This window comes from Halobacillus litoralis (assembly GCF_009856355.1).
Lineage (GTDB): Bacteria > Bacillota > Bacilli > Bacillales > Halobacillaceae > Halobacillus > Halobacillus litoralis_B.
The window spans coordinates 146,279-161,892 of record NZ_WMEW01000008.1 but is presented as its reverse complement, the minus strand read 5'-3'; the positions used below and the strand labels follow the sequence as shown (position 1 = coordinate 161,892).

At 48.2% G+C, this 15,614-nt stretch carries 11 protein-coding genes; 9 read left to right on the top strand and 2 right to left on the bottom strand.

Annotated elements, in window-relative coordinates; genetic code table 11:
- Positions 1–11: 11 nt before the first annotated feature.
- Both GLV97_RS12920 and GLV97_RS12915 read left to right on the top strand, forming a co-directional pair.
- Positions 12–488, top strand: a complete 477-nt coding sequence (locus tag GLV97_RS12920; protein ID WP_160889810.1) for a tRNA (cytidine(34)-2'-O)-methyltransferase — start codon at positions 12–14, stop codon at positions 486–488.
- Between the two features lie 320 nt (positions 489–808).
- Positions 809–1,060: a hypothetical protein gene (locus GLV97_RS12915; RefSeq protein WP_160834765.1), complete on the top strand. Its 252-nt coding sequence runs from the start codon at positions 809–811 to the stop codon at positions 1,058–1,060.
- Between the two features lie 44 nt (positions 1,061–1,104).
- Here the strand turns inward: GLV97_RS12915 and lipA are convergent, their stop codons facing one another.
- Together lipA and GLV97_RS12905 are read right to left on the bottom strand one after the other, a co-directional pair.
- Positions 1,105–2,049: a lipoyl synthase gene (lipA, locus tag GLV97_RS12910; protein ID WP_027956632.1), complete on the bottom strand. Its 945-nt coding sequence runs from the start codon at positions 2,047–2,049 to the stop codon at positions 1,105–1,107.
- A gap of 21 nt (positions 2,050–2,070) precedes the next feature.
- Positions 2,071–2,886 (bottom strand): lipoate--protein ligase family protein, encoded by an 816-nt coding sequence (locus tag GLV97_RS12905; protein WP_272917348.1) that lies wholly within the window; start codon positions 2,884–2,886, stop codon positions 2,071–2,073.
- Between the two features lie 189 nt (positions 2,887–3,075).
- Here GLV97_RS12905 and GLV97_RS12900 point away from each other — a divergent pair, with 189 nt between their 5' ends.
- The 7 genes from GLV97_RS12900 (at position 3,076) to yhbH (ending at position 15,575) form a co-directional block, all read left to right on the top strand.
- Entirely contained in the window at positions 3,076–3,261 is a 186-nt protein-coding gene (locus GLV97_RS12900; RefSeq protein ID WP_160889809.1) for a hypothetical protein, read from the top strand.
- Positions 3,262–4,082: 821 nt separating this feature from the next.
- Positions 4,083–5,978, top strand: coding sequence for a PrkA family serine protein kinase (locus GLV97_RS12895; protein ID WP_160834767.1), 1,896 nt, complete (start codon positions 4,083–4,085; stop codon positions 5,976–5,978).
- Positions 5,979–6,060: 82 nt separating this feature from the next.
- Complete coding sequence (locus tag GLV97_RS12890) at positions 6,061–7,596, top strand: Ppx/GppA family phosphatase (protein ID WP_160836413.1); 1,536 nt, start codon at positions 6,061–6,063, stop codon at positions 7,594–7,596.
- A gap of 179 nt (positions 7,597–7,775) precedes the next feature.
- Positions 7,776–9,872 (top strand): RNA degradosome polyphosphate kinase, encoded by a 2,097-nt coding sequence (locus GLV97_RS12885; RefSeq protein ID WP_160841706.1) that lies wholly within the window; start codon positions 7,776–7,778, stop codon positions 9,870–9,872.
- Between the two features lie 242 nt (positions 9,873–10,114).
- Positions 10,115–12,919, top strand: a complete 2,805-nt coding sequence (locus GLV97_RS12880; protein WP_202409611.1) for a 2-oxoglutarate dehydrogenase E1 component — start codon at positions 10,115–10,117, stop codon at positions 12,917–12,919.
- Positions 12,916–14,226 carry a 2-oxoglutarate dehydrogenase complex dihydrolipoyllysine-residue succinyltransferase gene (gene odhB, locus GLV97_RS12875; protein WP_160889808.1) on the top strand — a complete coding sequence of 437 codons (1,311 nt, stop codon included), beginning with the start codon at positions 12,916–12,918 and terminating at the stop codon, positions 14,224–14,226. The genes GLV97_RS12880 and odhB overlap by 4 nt, the downstream gene beginning before the upstream one ends.
- Before the next feature lie 185 nt (positions 14,227–14,411).
- Positions 14,412–15,575: a sporulation protein YhbH gene (gene yhbH / locus GLV97_RS12870; protein WP_160834771.1), complete on the top strand. Its 1,164-nt coding sequence runs from the start codon at positions 14,412–14,414 to the stop codon at positions 15,573–15,575.
- The last annotated feature ends 39 nt before the right edge of the window (positions 15,576–15,614 follow it).

Genomic DNA, 15,614 nt, shown 5'->3' with positions numbered 1-15,614 from the left:
AGGTGAAAGCGATGCCTAACCATATTGTACTGTTTCAGCCGGAAATACCGGCCAATACCGGGAATATCGGCCGTACCTGTGTGGCTACAAATAGTGAACTGCATTTGATCCGTCCGCTCGGTTTTTCGACCGATGACAAAATGGTACGCCGGGCAGGGCTGGATTACTGGCCTAAATTGACCGTCCATTATTATGATTCGATCGACGAATTGTATGAAAAGTATCCGGAGGGCGAGTTCTACTACATTGAAAACTTCGGAACGAAATCCTATGCTGATTTTGATTTCAGCGATGTGGATAAAGATCAGCTGTTTGTCTTCGGAAGGGAAAGTGACGGCATACCGAAGGAGCTCTTGAAGGGGCTTGAGGACCGCTGTCTCCGAATTCCGATGACCGATGACGTACGCTCGTTGAATCTATCCAATACCGCATCAATCATTCTATTCAATGCTTTATTGCAGCAGGGATTTCCGGGGTTGATCAAATAAGGCATAAAAAAACCGCACCCATCGGGGTGCGGTTTTTTCTTTACTTTCTTGGCCCTGGCTTCGTATCATATCCAGCTGAGAAGATAGCTGTCAAAAATGCGAGGCAGACGAGAATAATCAAGGTTACATTCATGAATAGTCCTCCTTTTCTAGCCAGACAAGCGTTCTTTTTTAAGTATACCCCATTTTATCCGAGGTGTGAATGGGCTTACAGTTAATTTTATCCTATCCCTGGTGACAGATGCCTATACGGTGGCCGGGCTGTTGACATAGAGTGAAGAGTAGGTGAATAACCACAGGATTGGATAGGAGGAGAACGAGTGAATCAGTACCCATATGCTTATCCTTATGGAATAGAAGAAGATTTCCGAAATGAAGAGGAGCGTTTCTTCTTTTTCGGCCCCTTTGCCGGTGGGTTACTGGGTGGCTTTTTAGGCGGTGCGCTGGCTCCAGGCTTATATGGAGGTTTTGGCGGCGGCGGTTATGGCTATCCACCTCCTTATTACGGACGCCCGCCTTATTATGGAGGCGGAGGCTATTACGGCCGTCCCCCGTACGGAGGTTTCTGGTAATCAATAAATCCCCCTCTCCTGCATCAGGAGAAGGGGATTTTTGTTTAGAAGTTGGTTGTATCGAGCTCTTTCCCTTGGGACTCATAGCCCTGCATGTACTTGATGCGGCGCTGGGCGGAGGTGCTGTTCACCTGTTCATCGGCATGGTAGGAGGAGCGGACCATCGGGCCTGCTTCGCAGTGCTTGAATCCTTTTTCAAGGGCAATCTGCTTCAGTTCCTCGAATTCATCCGGATGGTAGTAGCGTTCCACATTCAAGTGTTTTTTCGTCGGCTGCAGGTACTGGCCGATGGTCATGATATCTACGTTGTGGGCGAGGAGGTCATCCATCGCTTCGATGATTTCCTCTTTTGTTTCCCCAAGACCGACCATAAGGCTGGACTTTGTCGGTGTATTCGGGCGGATTTCCTTCACGCGGCGCAGGAGCTCAAGAGAGCGGTCATACATCGCGCGTGCACGGACCTTCTTCGTCAGACGGCGGACGGTTTCAATATTGTGGTTGAAAATATCCGGCTCGCCTTCCATCAGTGTATGCAGGCTTTCGTAATCACCTTTCATATCAGAAGGAAGAATTTCGACCGTACATCCCGGTACACGGCGGCGGATCGCCTTCACCGTTTCACCGAATACAGCAGCACCGCCGTCGTTCAAGTCATCACGGGCAACTGCTGTAACAACGACGTGTTTCAGTCCCATGATCTCAACAGATTCCGCTACACGCTCAGGCTCGCCCCAGTCGAGTTCGTTCGGAAGTCCCGTCTTGACAGCGCAGAAACGGCACCCGCGTGTACAGGTGTCACCCAGGATCATGAATGTAGCGGTTTTCCGCTCACTCCAGCATTCGTGGATGTTCGGGCAGCGCGCTTCCTCGCATACCGTGTTCAATTTCTTCTCGCGCATCAGTTTCTTCAGACCTGTATAGGATTTGTTGGTGTTAATCTTGATTTTCAGCCATTCCGGCTTTCTTATGTATTCCTGGTTTTTACTCACGTTCACCACTCCTTATCCCGCTCAGCGGGCGTAATTCCATTCATCTGTTTCGTACCGTTCTCCGGCGATTTTCCTTACTTCCTCCCATTGTTCCTCAGACAGGTGGAATGGTTCCAGATGGACATTCAATCCTTTTTCAAATCCTTCTTTAAACGCATCTTTTGTGTCTTCGAATGAGACAGGCTCATCCAGGACATCATTGATGGCCACAGCTTTGCTGCCGAAAGCCTTGCGGGCTCTTTCTTTGATGCGTTCATTTTTGTAAACAAACATATCAAAAAGCTTTCCATCATCCACTTCGATCGGTATGGACCCGTGCTGGAGGATGATGCCGCGTTTTCTAGTCTGTGCACTTCCGGCCGCTTTTTTACCATCGACGATCAATTCATACCAGGACGGTTCTTCAAAACAGACTGCTGAGCCATTCACATCCAACTTGCCTTCGGGAACAGCGAAGTCCGCATCGATGTTCAAGTTCCTGAAGCCTTCCAGGAGGCCTCTGGATATGACCAGATAGGCTTCTTTCACGGAGTCCGGCATGTCTTCATGTTTTTCTGATACGATGACACTATATGTAAGTTCATGGTCATGTAATACTGCACGACCGCCCGTTTGGCGGCGGACCAGCTGATATCCATGCTTCTGAACGCCATCCAAGTCAATTTTTCCTTTTACTTTTTGAAAATAACCAACAGACAGCCCGGCAGGTTCCCAGCCATAAAAACGGAGAACTGGCGGGATCGACCCTTCTCGGTGCCAATTCATAAGGGCCTCGTCCAGTGCCATATTCATGGCAGGTGTACAGTGGCCTGAATCGACAAAGTACCATGTTTCCATATGCAGTCCTTCTTTCTTTTGTGTGAGTACTTTATCAAGGTAAAATAGTCAAAACAATTTTAACAATGAGACAAGGGTATGTCAAAATATAGTAAATGTCTTTTGTACAGCTTTATAGGGATAAAGACCGAAGAATTTGCGGCCTCAAATATGGAGGATGCCTATATAATGAATAGAGGAGGGATTATGATGAATCAAACCTTGATGTCCAGCGTGCTTTTTTTGATCAGTGCATCCATCTGGGCCATTCTTGCTATTTTTTATGATGATTACCGTTGGCTGAACTTATTTTTGTTCATTCTGTTCCTCATCATGGGGCTGGCCAAAAGAAAAAGCTATCTGGAAGGTAAAGATGTGGAAGAGGACGGAGATTGATTCCGTTCTCTTTTTTCATATTTGACGGGCAGCGGCATAGGTTTAAGTAGAGGGGCTGTCCTTCTACCCTGCAGAACGCAGGTGAAAAGTGACGTAGAGTCAATGGATAGGCAACGCATGAGGACAAGTCGTACGGTTTCGCAGGTGTAGTTGAGAGAATCGTGCTGTTCTTTCATTATTATCGCTTTGGTTCTGGTTTCAGGCTTGTCGGGACTGACCAAGCCGCTTCCACATTTCTTTTGTCGTCCAGTTGCAGCGGCCAGCCACTCGAGGTCATAAGCAGAATCCGGTCTGTGGCAGAGAACGCCACATCACGGCTTTGCTTATGCTTTTCGTGTCTACCAGGCCGCTTCCACATTTCTTTTTGTCGTCCAGTTGCAGCGGCTAGTCCCTCGAGGTCATAAGTCCAACACCTCTGTGGAGAAAAACCCTCCACGGCGGTGCTGGTCTTATGCTTGTCGGGACTGACCAAGCCGCTTCCACATTTCTTTTTTGTCGTCCAGCTCCGGCACCCAGATGCTCGAGACATAAGTCAATGATCTCCGTGAAGGAAGGACGCTTCACTGCAATCCTTGTCTTATGCTTGTCGCATCTACCAGGGTGCTTCCGCATTTCAGTTTGATTGTCCAGTTGCAGCGGCTAGTCCCTCGAGGTCATAAGTCCAACACCTCTGTGGAGAAAAACCCTCCACGGCGGTGCTGGTCTTATGCTTGTCGGGACTGACCAAGCCGCTTCCACATTTCTCTGTTTCACACATGTTTTACATGAGCCAGGCATAGGATGTATTAAAATTCGTCTCTTACGACGGGGGAGGTCGCGAAGTGGACATTTTGAAGAAGATACAAGATCACCGGGAATACGAGGAAGAACTGAAGTGGGAAGGAACGTTTGCTGAATACTTGGAGCTGTTGAGAGAGCGGCCGTATTTAGCACAATCCGCTCATTCCCGCGTTTACAATATGGTTAAGAGTGCTGGTGTGGAAGAAGCTCATGATCATAAGCGTTACAAGTTCTTTGATGACGATATTTACGGACTGGATGAAGCGATGGAAAAGCTCGTAGAGGAGTATTTCCATCCGGCAGCAAGAAGGCTGGATGTCCGTAAACGTATTCTCCTATTGATGGGGCCTGTCAGTGGTGGTAAATCGACGCTGGTCAATCTGTTGAAGCGGGGACTTGAACAGTATACGCTTACGGATGAAGGGGCTGTTTTTGCCATTAAAGGTTGTCCGATGCACGAAGATCCGCTGCATCTCATTCCGAACCATCTGCGGAAGGATTTCCAGGATGATTACGGCATCCGGATTGAAGGCAGCCTGTCTCCGTTAAATACGATGCGGGTGGAAACGGAATATGAGGGAAGAATTGAGGATGTTCTTGTAGAGCGGATCTTTTTCTCAGAGGATAAGCGTACAGGCATTGGTACCTTCAGTCCGTCTGATCCGAAGTCCCAGGATATTGCCGACTTGACCGGTTCGATTGACTTTTCGACCATTGCACAGTTTGGATCAGAATCGGATCCGCGTGCTTACCGGTTTGATGGGGAACTGAACAAGGCCAACCGTGGCATGATGGAGTTCCAGGAAATGCTGAAGTGTGATGAGAAGTTTCTCTGGCACCTGCTCAGTCTGACGCAGGAAGGGAACTTCAAGGCTGGTCGTTTTGCCCTCATTTCCGCGGATGAGTTGATCGTAGCCCATACGAACGAAGCGGAGTACCGCTCCTTTATAGCGAATAAGAAAAACGAAGCGCTCCATTCCCGTATGATCGTGATGCCGGTGCCTTACAATTTGAGAGTCAGTCAGGAAGAGCGGATCTATGAGAAGATGATCAGAGAGAGTGATATCCGTGATGTGCATATTGCTCCGCATACGTTAAGAGTGGCTGCCATGTTCACGATCCTGACAAGATTAAAAGAATCGAAAAAGGCGTCCATCGATGTTCTTAAGAAAATGAGACTCTATGACGGTGAAATTCTTGAAGGCTTCAGTGATGTGGATGTAGAGGAATTGAAGAAGGAGCACGGCGATGAGGGAATGAGCGGGATTGACCCTCGTTATGTGATCAACCGTATTTCCTCCACCATCATTAAAAAAGAACTGACATCGATCAATGCGTTGGATGTTCTTCGTTCCTTGAAGGATGGACTGGGAAGCCATGCCTCCATCTCCAGTGAGGACAAGGAGAGATACCTTGATTTCATTTCCCTCGCGAGAAAAGAGTATGATGAAATTGCGAAGAAGGAAGTACAGAAGGCGTTTGTTTACTCTTATGAAGAATCCGCCGTTACGCTTATGGACAATTACCTGGATAATGTTGAAGCGTACTGCAACAAGGCGAAGCTGAGAGATCCGCTGACGGGTGAAGAACTCAACCCGGATGAGCGTCTCATGCGTTCGATTGAAGAACAGATCGGCGTTTCCGAAAATGCGAAGAAAGCTTTCCGTGAAGAGATTCTTATTCGAATTTCCGCCTATGCGCGCAAAGGGAAGAAATTCGATTACCAGTCTCATGAACGCCTTCGCGAAGCTATTCAGAAGAAGCTGTTTGCTGATCTGAAGGATGTCGTGAAGATTACGACATCTGCGAAGACGCCGGATGAACAGCAGCTGAAGAAAATTAATGAAGTCGTTGCTACGCTTGTCGATGAACATGGATACAACTCCAGCTCGGCTAATGAACTGCTGAAATATGTGGGCAGCCTGTTGAACAGGTAAACCTTGTCAGACCGCTCTCTCTTTCTATAAGAGAGCGGTCTTTTTTATGTTATAATGTCAAAAAATGAAGAGTGGTGAAATCATGGCCAGGAAATTTTATGCAATTATTGATGTAGGTTCAAACACGATGCGGTTGGTGATTTATCTGCGTGACAAAGGCGGGCGTCTCCGCGAGGTGGAGAACGTAAAAGCGGTCGCACGTCTGCGTAACCATCTAACACAGGACGGCTTGTTGTCTACGGAAGGGCTGCAGACCCTGCTGACGACTTTGGGGAGCTTCAAGGAAGTGGCAGAATCCTATACGCTCGAGGAAATGGTCTGTGTCGCTACGGCTACCATCCGTCAGGCGGGGAACCAGGAGGAGATTATCACTCAGGTTTCCAAGCATACCGGCTTTGATATGCGGATTTTATCGGACCACGAAGAAGCGTATTACGGCTACCTGGCTGTCGTGAATTCCACTCCTGTAACAGAAGGGATCACAGTGGATATTGGCGGCGGCAGTACCGAAGTTACATATTTTAAGGATCGTGAACTGATTGAATCCTACAGCTTCCCGTTCGGTGCGCTGACTCTGAAGCAGGATTTCTTTAAAAAGGAACTGCCGACCGAGAATGAGTTTTCAGCTTTACGCCGATATCTGCTTGACCAGTTCAAGTCGCTGCCATGGCTGCAGAACAAGGACATTCCTTTGATCGGAATTGGAGGCGGGGCGCGTAACCTTGTACAGATCGATCAGAACCTGAAGGAGTATCCACTCGCCGGGCTCCACCAATATAAGATGAAGGACAGCGATCTTTCCTTTATCAAAAATTATTTGTTCACTCTGCCGATGAAGAAGCTGCAGAAAGTGGAAGGATTGTCCAAAGACCGGGCGGATATCATCCTGCCCGCGACCGAAGTATTCCATTCTCTTTACGATACGATGCAGGCTTCCGGATTCATCCTGAGCAGAAAAGGCCTGCGGGACGGCGTCTTTTTTGAACAGCTCACCAAAGATATGGGGACGTCGGTTTTTCCGAACGTGCTGGAGGAGAGCATTCAGGAACTGATTAACGATTATGATTTGAATGTGAAACAGATCCAGCACGTCCAGCACCTGGCTCATCAGCTTTTCTTCCAGCTTCATGAAAAGGGCATCGGATCTCTGAAGAAATCAGACTGGCAGGAAGTGAAAAGAGCCAGTTATGTGTTCAACCTGGGGGATTATATAGACAGTGAAGCGAGCGCCCAGCATACTTTCTACCTGCTTGCCAACCGGACGATTGACGGGCTGATGCACATGGAGAGACTGCGGATGGCGCTGATGGCCTCCTACAAGAACAAAACGATCTTCAAACAGTTCCTCCACCCGTATAAGAAATGGTTCTTGAAGGAGGAACAGAAGAAGCTCCGACTACTTGGATCCCTGTTGAAATTCTGCTACAGCCTGGACAGCACCCGCAGGCAGACCATTCAAAGCCTCAGCCTGACGACGGAAGGTCATGACCTGCATATTACATGTCATTGTTCCGGTGAATGGATGCCGGAAGAGTATCAGGCCGAAAAACAGAAAAAACATTTGGAAAAATCACTGAAAAAGACTATAGAACTTTCTTTTGTGGAAGATAAGAAGTAAGTCCGTTTCCGGGCTTCTTTTTATTAGCAGCTATCAAATTCGGAATATTCTACCTTAAAAGAAAACATTTTTCAGCAATATTCATCATTTTTTTACAAAACCTTAACTTCTGTTTTATATAGAACATATAGAGGCGTACTAACATGTGTAGTGGAATAAACGTGTAAAGGGTGTGCGGAATGTCTACAGAGAAGACGCAGCAATTGAACAATCCATTATTTTATAACAACCGGGAGCTGAGCTGGCTCGCCTTTAATGAGCGTGTGCTGGATGAAGCTCTTGATTTGGATAACCCTTTGCTTGAACGATTGAAATTTCTGGCGATCGGTTCCTCCAACCTTGATGAATTCTTCATGGTACGTGTAGCAGGGTTGAAGGACCAGGTGAAAGCCGGTTTTAACAAGCCCGAGAACAAAGCCGGGCTGACTCCCAAGGAGCAGCTGGCGAAAATATCCGAAATCAATCATAACAATGTGAAAAAGCAGTATGACTCGTATCAGTCCATGAAGCCGGAGCTTGAAAAGGAAGGCATTTCCCTGCTTTCTATCGAGGATTTAACAAAAGAGGAAATCATCCGTTTCGAACAATACTTTGATGAAGAAATCTTCCCGGTCCTGACACCGATGGCCGTTGATGCCTACCGTCCGTTTCCGATGCTTCTCAACAAGTCCATCAACCTTGCTGTCGTCATTAAAGACGAAATCGACCCGGAGAACACTACAAAGACAGCCATTGTCCAGGTGCCGGCTGTTCTGGATCGATTCGTCCAGGTGGAGCATGAAAATAAATACCAATATGTGCTCCTTGAGGAAATTATCAGCCATTTTATGGGTAAACTGTTTAAAGGATACAAAGTGGAATCTGTCACAGAGTTCCGGATAACAAGAAATGCTGATATGACGATTCATGAGGAAGGGGCCCGGGATCTTCTGAAGGAAATCGAGAAAGAATTGAAAAAGCGGAAGTGGGGCGCAGCCGTACGTTTGGAAGTACGGGAAGGCAAGTACGATGAAAAAGTGATCAAATTCCTTCTCAGCGTTCTTGAGATTCACCGGGATGACTTGTATATCACCAATGGACCACTTGATCTGACGTTCCTTTTCAAGTTTCATAAAACGTTTGCCGATGTGAAGGACCACCTCTATTATGAGACGTTGATTTCGCAGCCGCCGCGTGACCTGGATGGCGAAGAGAACATCTTTGAAGCAGCGGAGGACCGTGACATCTTCCTGCACCACCCGTACGAATCCTTTGAGCCTGTGGTCGATTTTGTCGCTGAAGCGGCTGATGATCCCTACGTACTGGCCATTAAGCAGACGCTTTACAGGGTAAGTGGGGATTCACCGATTATCGATGGGTTGAAGCGGGCCGCGGAAAATGGAAAACAGGTGACCGTGCTTGTGGAATTGAAAGCGCGTTTTGATGAAGAGAACAACGTGCAGTGGGCCAAAGAGCTTGAAAAAGCAGGCTGCCACGTCATCTATGGGATGACCTACCTGAAAACCCACAGCAAAATCACGCTTGTCGTAAGGAAGAAGGCCGAGAAGATCGAACGTTTCGTCCACCTGGGTACCGGAAACTACAATGACCAGACAGCCTCGCTGTATACCGACATGGGAATCATTACGTCGAAGCGGAAGTTCGGGATCGATGCGACGCACTTCTTCAATTATTTGAGCGGTTTTACAGAGAAACCGGAGTTCCACCACTTGTCGATGGCTCCATTTGATATCCGGAACGATTTTATCCGCTATATGAACAATGAAATCCGTTTCCATAAGCAGCATGGAAACGGCCGGATCATTGCGAAGATGAACTCTCTGACAGACAAGAACCTGATTATGAAAATGTACGAAGCGTCCCAGGCAGGTGTTCAGATCGATTTGATCGTCCGCGGAATCTGCTGTTTGAAGCCCGGGATCGAAGGCGTCAGCGAGAACATCCGTGTGTTCAGCATCGTCGGCCGGTTCCTGGAACACAGCAGGATTTATTACTTCCATCATAATGGGGACGACCGTCTGTTCCTTTCTTCGGCAGATATGATGACCCGTAATATGGTGAAACGCGTCGAACTGCTTTTCCCTCTTTATGAACCGTCTGTGAAAAGCCGTCTGAAGAAAATTCTGTCCATTATGCTGAATGATAATACGAAGGCGCGGGAACAGAAGGAGGATGGCAGCTACGAGTACGTCCAGCCTGAGAAAAATCAGGCCCGGATCAACAGCCAGATGAAGTTTTTCGATATGGCCTACCGGGTTCTTGAGGATGAGGAATAATCTTTACCAGTAAAAAGTAAAAAGGCGTACCAAAGGGTGCGCCTTTCTTGTTATAATGGAATTGTTACCATTTGAGAAAAATAAGCGAAATTTGTTGAATACGTAAGCGTTTCAATTCTATAATAGTATGTGGACTTGGAAACGTTTTCGAGGAAGCATTAGCCAACAACTACTTGGAGGTATTCTACGTGTCTAAACAAGGCTCCACTCAAAGATTTTGGGATAATTTCCACGGCCCCAATATGGGGTATATCGAAGAGCAATTCGAAGTATATGAAGAAAACCCAAGTGCTGTCGATCCTTCACTGAAGGATATTTTTGACGAGCACGGGGCACCTGACTGGATGAAGACAAGCCCGTCTGTTGAGACGAACGGTGCTGCGTCTCCTTCGGAAAGGGACATTGCGAAAATCACCTCGGCATTGAAACTTGTTGAGGCTATTCGTCGTCACGGCCATCTGCAGGCGAATATTTATGCTGTAGGAAGTGACGAGCGACCTAAAACAAATTTGCTTGATTTAGAAACCTACGGACTTCAGGAGAAGGATCTGGAGGCTATGCCGGCGGAGTGGGTCTGGCCGGACGCGCCTATGAAACTGGACAATGCCCTCCAAGTGGTCCATGTACTTAAAGAAAGATATGCTGGGACGATCTCCTTTGAATTCGGCCATGTCAATAATGAGAATGAAAGAAAATGGCTGCAGGACAAAGTCGATACAGGATCGTATCAGGTATCTTTGACAAACCAAGAAAAGAAACAGCTGTTGTACCGCCTGGCTGAAGTGGAAGGCTTTGAGAACTTCCTTGCCAAAACATTTGTGGCACAGAAGCGCTTTTCCATCGAAGGCCTTGATATTATGGTGCCGATGCTCGACCATATTATCCAGTCGGCTTCCGGCGATCACATTAAACATATCATGATGGGCATGGCCCACAGGGGAAGGCTGAACGTTCTTGCCCACATCCTCGGGAAGCCTTATGACCGGATCTTCTCTGAGTTCCATCATTCGCCTGATAAGGAGCTCGTTCCTTCAGAAGGTTCGATGGGAATCAACTATGGCTGGACCGGTGATGTGAAGTATCACTTCGGAGCCCGAAGAGAGATCGAAAACGGCGAGCAGTCGGCAACGAAAGTGACGTTGAGCCATAACCCTTCCCACCTGGAATACGTCAATCCTGTCGTCCAGGGGTTCACAAGAGCCGCACAGGATGACCGGAGTGAACCAGGCTATGCCAAGATGGATGAAGACGAGGCATTCGGCCTCTTGATCCACGGGGATGCAGCCTTTATCGGTGAAGGGGTTGTTGCAGAAACACTGAACATGAGTGACCTCCCGGGCTACCGTACAGGGGGAACGGTCCATATTATCGCCAACAACCTTGTCGGTTTCACGACCAACCGCAGGGATGGACGTTCAACACGATACGCTAGTGATCTGGCGAAAGGTTTTGAAATACCGGTGCTGCATGTGAATGCTGACGATCCAGCGGCGTGTCTTTCTGCGATGGCGCTTGCGTATGAATACCGTCAAAAGTTCCATAAGGACTTTCTGATTGATCTCGTCGGGTACCGTCGTTTCGGACACAACGAAATGGACGAGCCACGCTCCACTCAGCCGAAGCTGTACAAGGAAATTGACGAGCATCCAACGGCGGCCGCTGTTTTTGAGAAGCAGCTCCAGGATGAAAGTGTTGTGGAAGAAGGCACGCTCTCACAGATGAAAGAAGAAATTGAAGAGAAGCTTCGTGACATTTATAACAATATGGGTGAGCATGAAACGGCCGCTCCTGATGTGAAAGACCGTCCGAGCGGTGTGGAACGGGATCTGGATGAAATTCAGACATCCGTGGATATTGAGCGTCTGCGTGGACTGAACGAAGGGATGCTGAAACGTCCGGAAGGCTTCAATGGATTTAAGAAGCTTGAGAAAATCCTTCAGCGCCGGGCAAAAATGCTGGATGAAGGACAGAAAGTGGACTGGGCGACAGCCGAAGCTCTGGCCTTCGCTTCTATACTGGAGGATGGGATCCCGATCCGGATTACCGGTCAGGATACGGAGCGTGGAACCTTCGCTCACCGTCACCTTGTCCTCCATGATGTAGAAACAGATGAAACCTACTGTCCACTCCACGGACTGGATCAGGCGGAAGCGTCCTTTGATATTCACAACAGTCCGTTATCCGAAGCCGGGGTTATCGGATTTGAGTACGGATACAGTGTCCATGCTTCCGATTCCCTTGTCCTGTGGGAAGCTCAGTTTGGTGACTTCGCCAATGCCGGACAGGTCATTTTTGATCAGTTCATTGCCGCCGGCCGCGCGAAGTGGGGCGAGAAATCCAATATGGTCTTCCTGCTCCCGCACGGGTATGAAGGACAGGGACCGGAGCACTCCAGTGCCCGTCTTGAGCGCTTCCTTCAGCTTGCAGCAGAAAACAACTGGACCGTGGCCAATGTCACTTCGTCTGCCCAGTATTTTCACCTGCTGCGCAGACAGGCGGCGATCAGCAATCAGGAAGAGGCTCGTCCGCTCGTTTTGATGACGCCGAAAAGCCTGCTGCGTAATCAAAGAGTCGCCGTGGACGGAGATGCTTTCAGCGAAGGGAAGTTCCAGCCGCTGATGATGCAGCCGGGATTATCCCAGAACAAAGATAAAGAAAAAGTGAAAACCCTTCTATTGGGAAGCGGCAAAATCATGGTGGATATCGAAGACAAGGTGGAAAGTATGGACGAAACCTTCGAAACCATCGATGCGGTCCGGGTGGAACAGATTTATCCATTCCCGGATCAAAAACTGGCAGACATGCTGGAAACCTATCCGAATTTAGAAGAACTAGTATGGGTCCAGGAAGAACCGCAGAACATGGGTAGCTGGTACTTTGTGGAGGGCATCCTTCACAAACTGCTGAAGGAAGGACAGATTCACAGATTTGTCGGACGTCCGCACAGGGCTTCCCCTTCCGTAGGAGAACCGAATATCCATAAAACAGAGCAGAATCGAATCATTCTTGAAGCGCTGCAGATGTCTAAAGGAGGAGAAACAAAATGAAGGAAATCAAAGTACCTGAATTAGCTGAATCCATAACTGAAGGCACGATAGCTGAATGGCTTGTAAAAAAAGGCGATCACGTATCCAAAGGTGATCCGATTCTTGAGCTGGAAACAGACAAGGTTAATGTGGAAGTGAATGCTGATGCAGACGGCGTCATTGCTGAACTACTCAAGGAAGAAGGAGATGACGTTGAAGTGGGAGACGTCATCGCCAAGGTGGATGAAAACGGAGAAGCTTCCGGGTCCGCAGGGGATTCTTCCGGCTCTGGGGAGGAAGAAGCACCTGCAGCTGAACAGAAGGAAGAGGCGCAGCAGCAGGAGCAGAAACAGGAGCCGCAGCAGGAGGAACAACCGGCCGCTTCCAATGGGCAGGACAATAACAATGGCAATAAAGATATTGTAGCCACTCCGGCTGCCAGAAAACGTGCGCGTAAACTCGGCATTGATTTGAGCAGTATTTCCGCCCGGGATCCACTCGGCCGCATCCGTCCGGAGGATGTCGATGCAGCTGCTAAAGGTGGAAGCAAGTCGGAAGAGCCGAAATCATCGTCTAACGACAAGCCGAAGAAAGAGAAAAAGGAAGAGGAGAAGACGCAGTTTGATAAGCCGGTGGAACGGATTAAAATGTCCCGCCGCCGTCAAACGATTGCCAAGCGTCTTGTAGAGGTCCAGCAGGAAGCGGCTATGCTGACGACGTTCAACGAAGTGGACATGACCAACGTCATGAAGCTGCGCAGTGACCGCAAGGAATCCTTCCAGAAAAAACACGATGTGAAGCTCGGCTTTATGTCCTTCTTTACGAAAGCTGCTGTTGGTGCCTTGAAGGAGTTCCCGAACCTGAACGCAGAAATCCAGGGCAGTGAAATCATCCAGAAGAAATTCTATGATATCGGAATGGCCGTTTCTACGGAGGAAGGACTTGTCGTTCCTGTCGTCCGTGATGCCGACCGCCTTGATTTTGCGGGTATTGAAAAGGGAATCGCTGATGTAGCCACGAAGGCCCGGAACAAAGAGCTCCAGCTGGAGGATCTCCAAGGAGGCTCCTTTACCATCACCAACGGGGGGATCTTCGGGTCCATGCTGTCTACACCGATTCTGAATTCTCCTCAGGTCGGAATTCTCGGTCTTCACAATATTGAGAAGCGCGCGAAGGTCATGCCTGATGACAGCATTGAAGCACGTCCGATGATGTACATTGCGCTTTCCTACGACCACCGGATCGTTGATGGCAAAGAGGCCGTCCAGTTCCTGCGCCGTATTAAAGAAATGATTGAAGATCCTTATGATCTGCTTTTAGAAGGATAATAGGAAATATGAGCCCCTCGCAGCTTGTCTGCGGGGGTTTTTTATTGAAAACCTAGTAGAAGGAAGGAGAGATAAGAGAAAAAGATAGGCGTAAATAACAAATAATCTATACATATCCCAATATGTTTCATCCATTTACGTGGACCTGCATACGATAGAGTAATACTCGATTAGGAGGGAATAACATGGATGAAGAGACGAGTTTTGTAATCGCCGAAGACGACTGGTCCCTCCATCGGAAAGGCTACGACGATCAGCGTCGACACCAGGAAAAAGTCAAGGATGCTATGAGTAAGCAGCTGCCCGATTTGATCACAGAAGAAAACATTGTCATGTCCAATGGAAAGCGTGTCGTTAAGATTCCTATCCGTTCTTTAGATGAATATAAAATCCGCTACAATTATGAAAAGAATAAGCATGCGGGACAAGGAGATGGAGACAGCGAAATCGGCGATGTGGTGGCCCAGGCCCCGCAGCCGTCTAAAGGGAAGCCCGGTGAAGGAGATGGAGCCGGCGACCAGGCGGGGGATGATTATTATGAAGCTGAAGTATCCCTGGCTGAATTGGAAGAGGCTTTGTTTAAAGAGCTGACCCTTCCTAATCTTGATGAAAAAGAGAAAGACAATATTCTTCATACCGACATTGAATTCAGCGATATCCGCAAAACAGGATTAACCGGGAACATCGACAAGAAGAGGACAATGCTTGAAGCCTACAAGCGTAACGCCCTTCGTGGCGACGCCTCTTTCGCTCCGATTTACCCCGAAGACATCCGCTACAAGACATGGAATGAAAAGACAAAACCTGAATCTAAAGCTGTCGTCATCGCCATGATGGATACCAGTGGATCCATGGGCCAGTGGGAAAAGTATATGACCAGAAGCTTCTTTTTCTGGATGACCCGCTTCCTGAACAGAAACTATGAAACGGTGGATATCGAGTTTGTCGCCCACCATACGCAGGCGAAAGTCGTCAGCGAAGAGGATTTCTTTTCGAAAGGGGAAAGCGGCGGGACCATCTGTTCTTCTGCCTATCGCAAAGCGTTGGAACTCATTGAAACCAAATACTCCCCGGAGCGCTATAACATCTATCCGTTTCACTTTTCCGATGGTGACAATCTGACTTCCGACAACAAACGGTGCCTCGGTCTAATTGAACAGCTGATTGAAGTATCGCAGATGTTCGGTTACGGCGAAGTGAATCAGTATAACCGTTCTTCCAGTCTGATGCAGGCCTATAAATCCATCGAACACGAAAAGTTCCGTTATTACATCTTACGCAGAAAAGCCGACGTTTTTCATTCGATGAAGCATTTCTTCAGCGAACAGGCCGAGGAAATGTTCACGTAGTGGAGAAGGGAAGCAGGGAAAGAAACATTCCCTGAAGCT

Excerpts from the sequence above, each read along its gene's own strand:
- yhbH (WP_160834771.1), top strand. The coding sequence starts at position 14,412 with ATGGATGAAGAGACGAGTTTTGTAATCGCCGAAGACGACTGGTCCCTC.
- GLV97_RS12880 (WP_202409611.1), top strand. The coding sequence starts at position 10,115 with ATGGGGTATATCGAAGAGCAATTCGAAGTATATGAAGAAAACCCAAGT.
- GLV97_RS12890 (WP_160836413.1), top strand. The coding sequence starts at position 6,061 with ATGGCCAGGAAATTTTATGCAATTATTGATGTAGGTTCAAACACGATG.
- GLV97_RS12885 (WP_160841706.1), top strand. The coding sequence starts at position 7,776 with ATGTCTACAGAGAAGACGCAGCAATTGAACAATCCATTATTTTATAAC.
- GLV97_RS12900 (WP_160889809.1), top strand. The coding sequence starts at position 3,076 with ATGAATCAAACCTTGATGTCCAGCGTGCTTTTTTTGATCAGTGCATCC.
- GLV97_RS12905 (WP_272917348.1), bottom strand. The coding sequence starts at position 2,886 with ATGGAAACATGGTACTTTGTCGATTCAGGCCACTGTACACCTGCCATG.
- odhB (WP_160889808.1), top strand. The coding sequence starts at position 12,916 with ATGAAGGAAATCAAAGTACCTGAATTAGCTGAATCCATAACTGAAGGC.
- GLV97_RS12920 (WP_160889810.1), top strand. The coding sequence starts at position 12 with ATGCCTAACCATATTGTACTGTTTCAGCCGGAAATACCGGCCAATACC.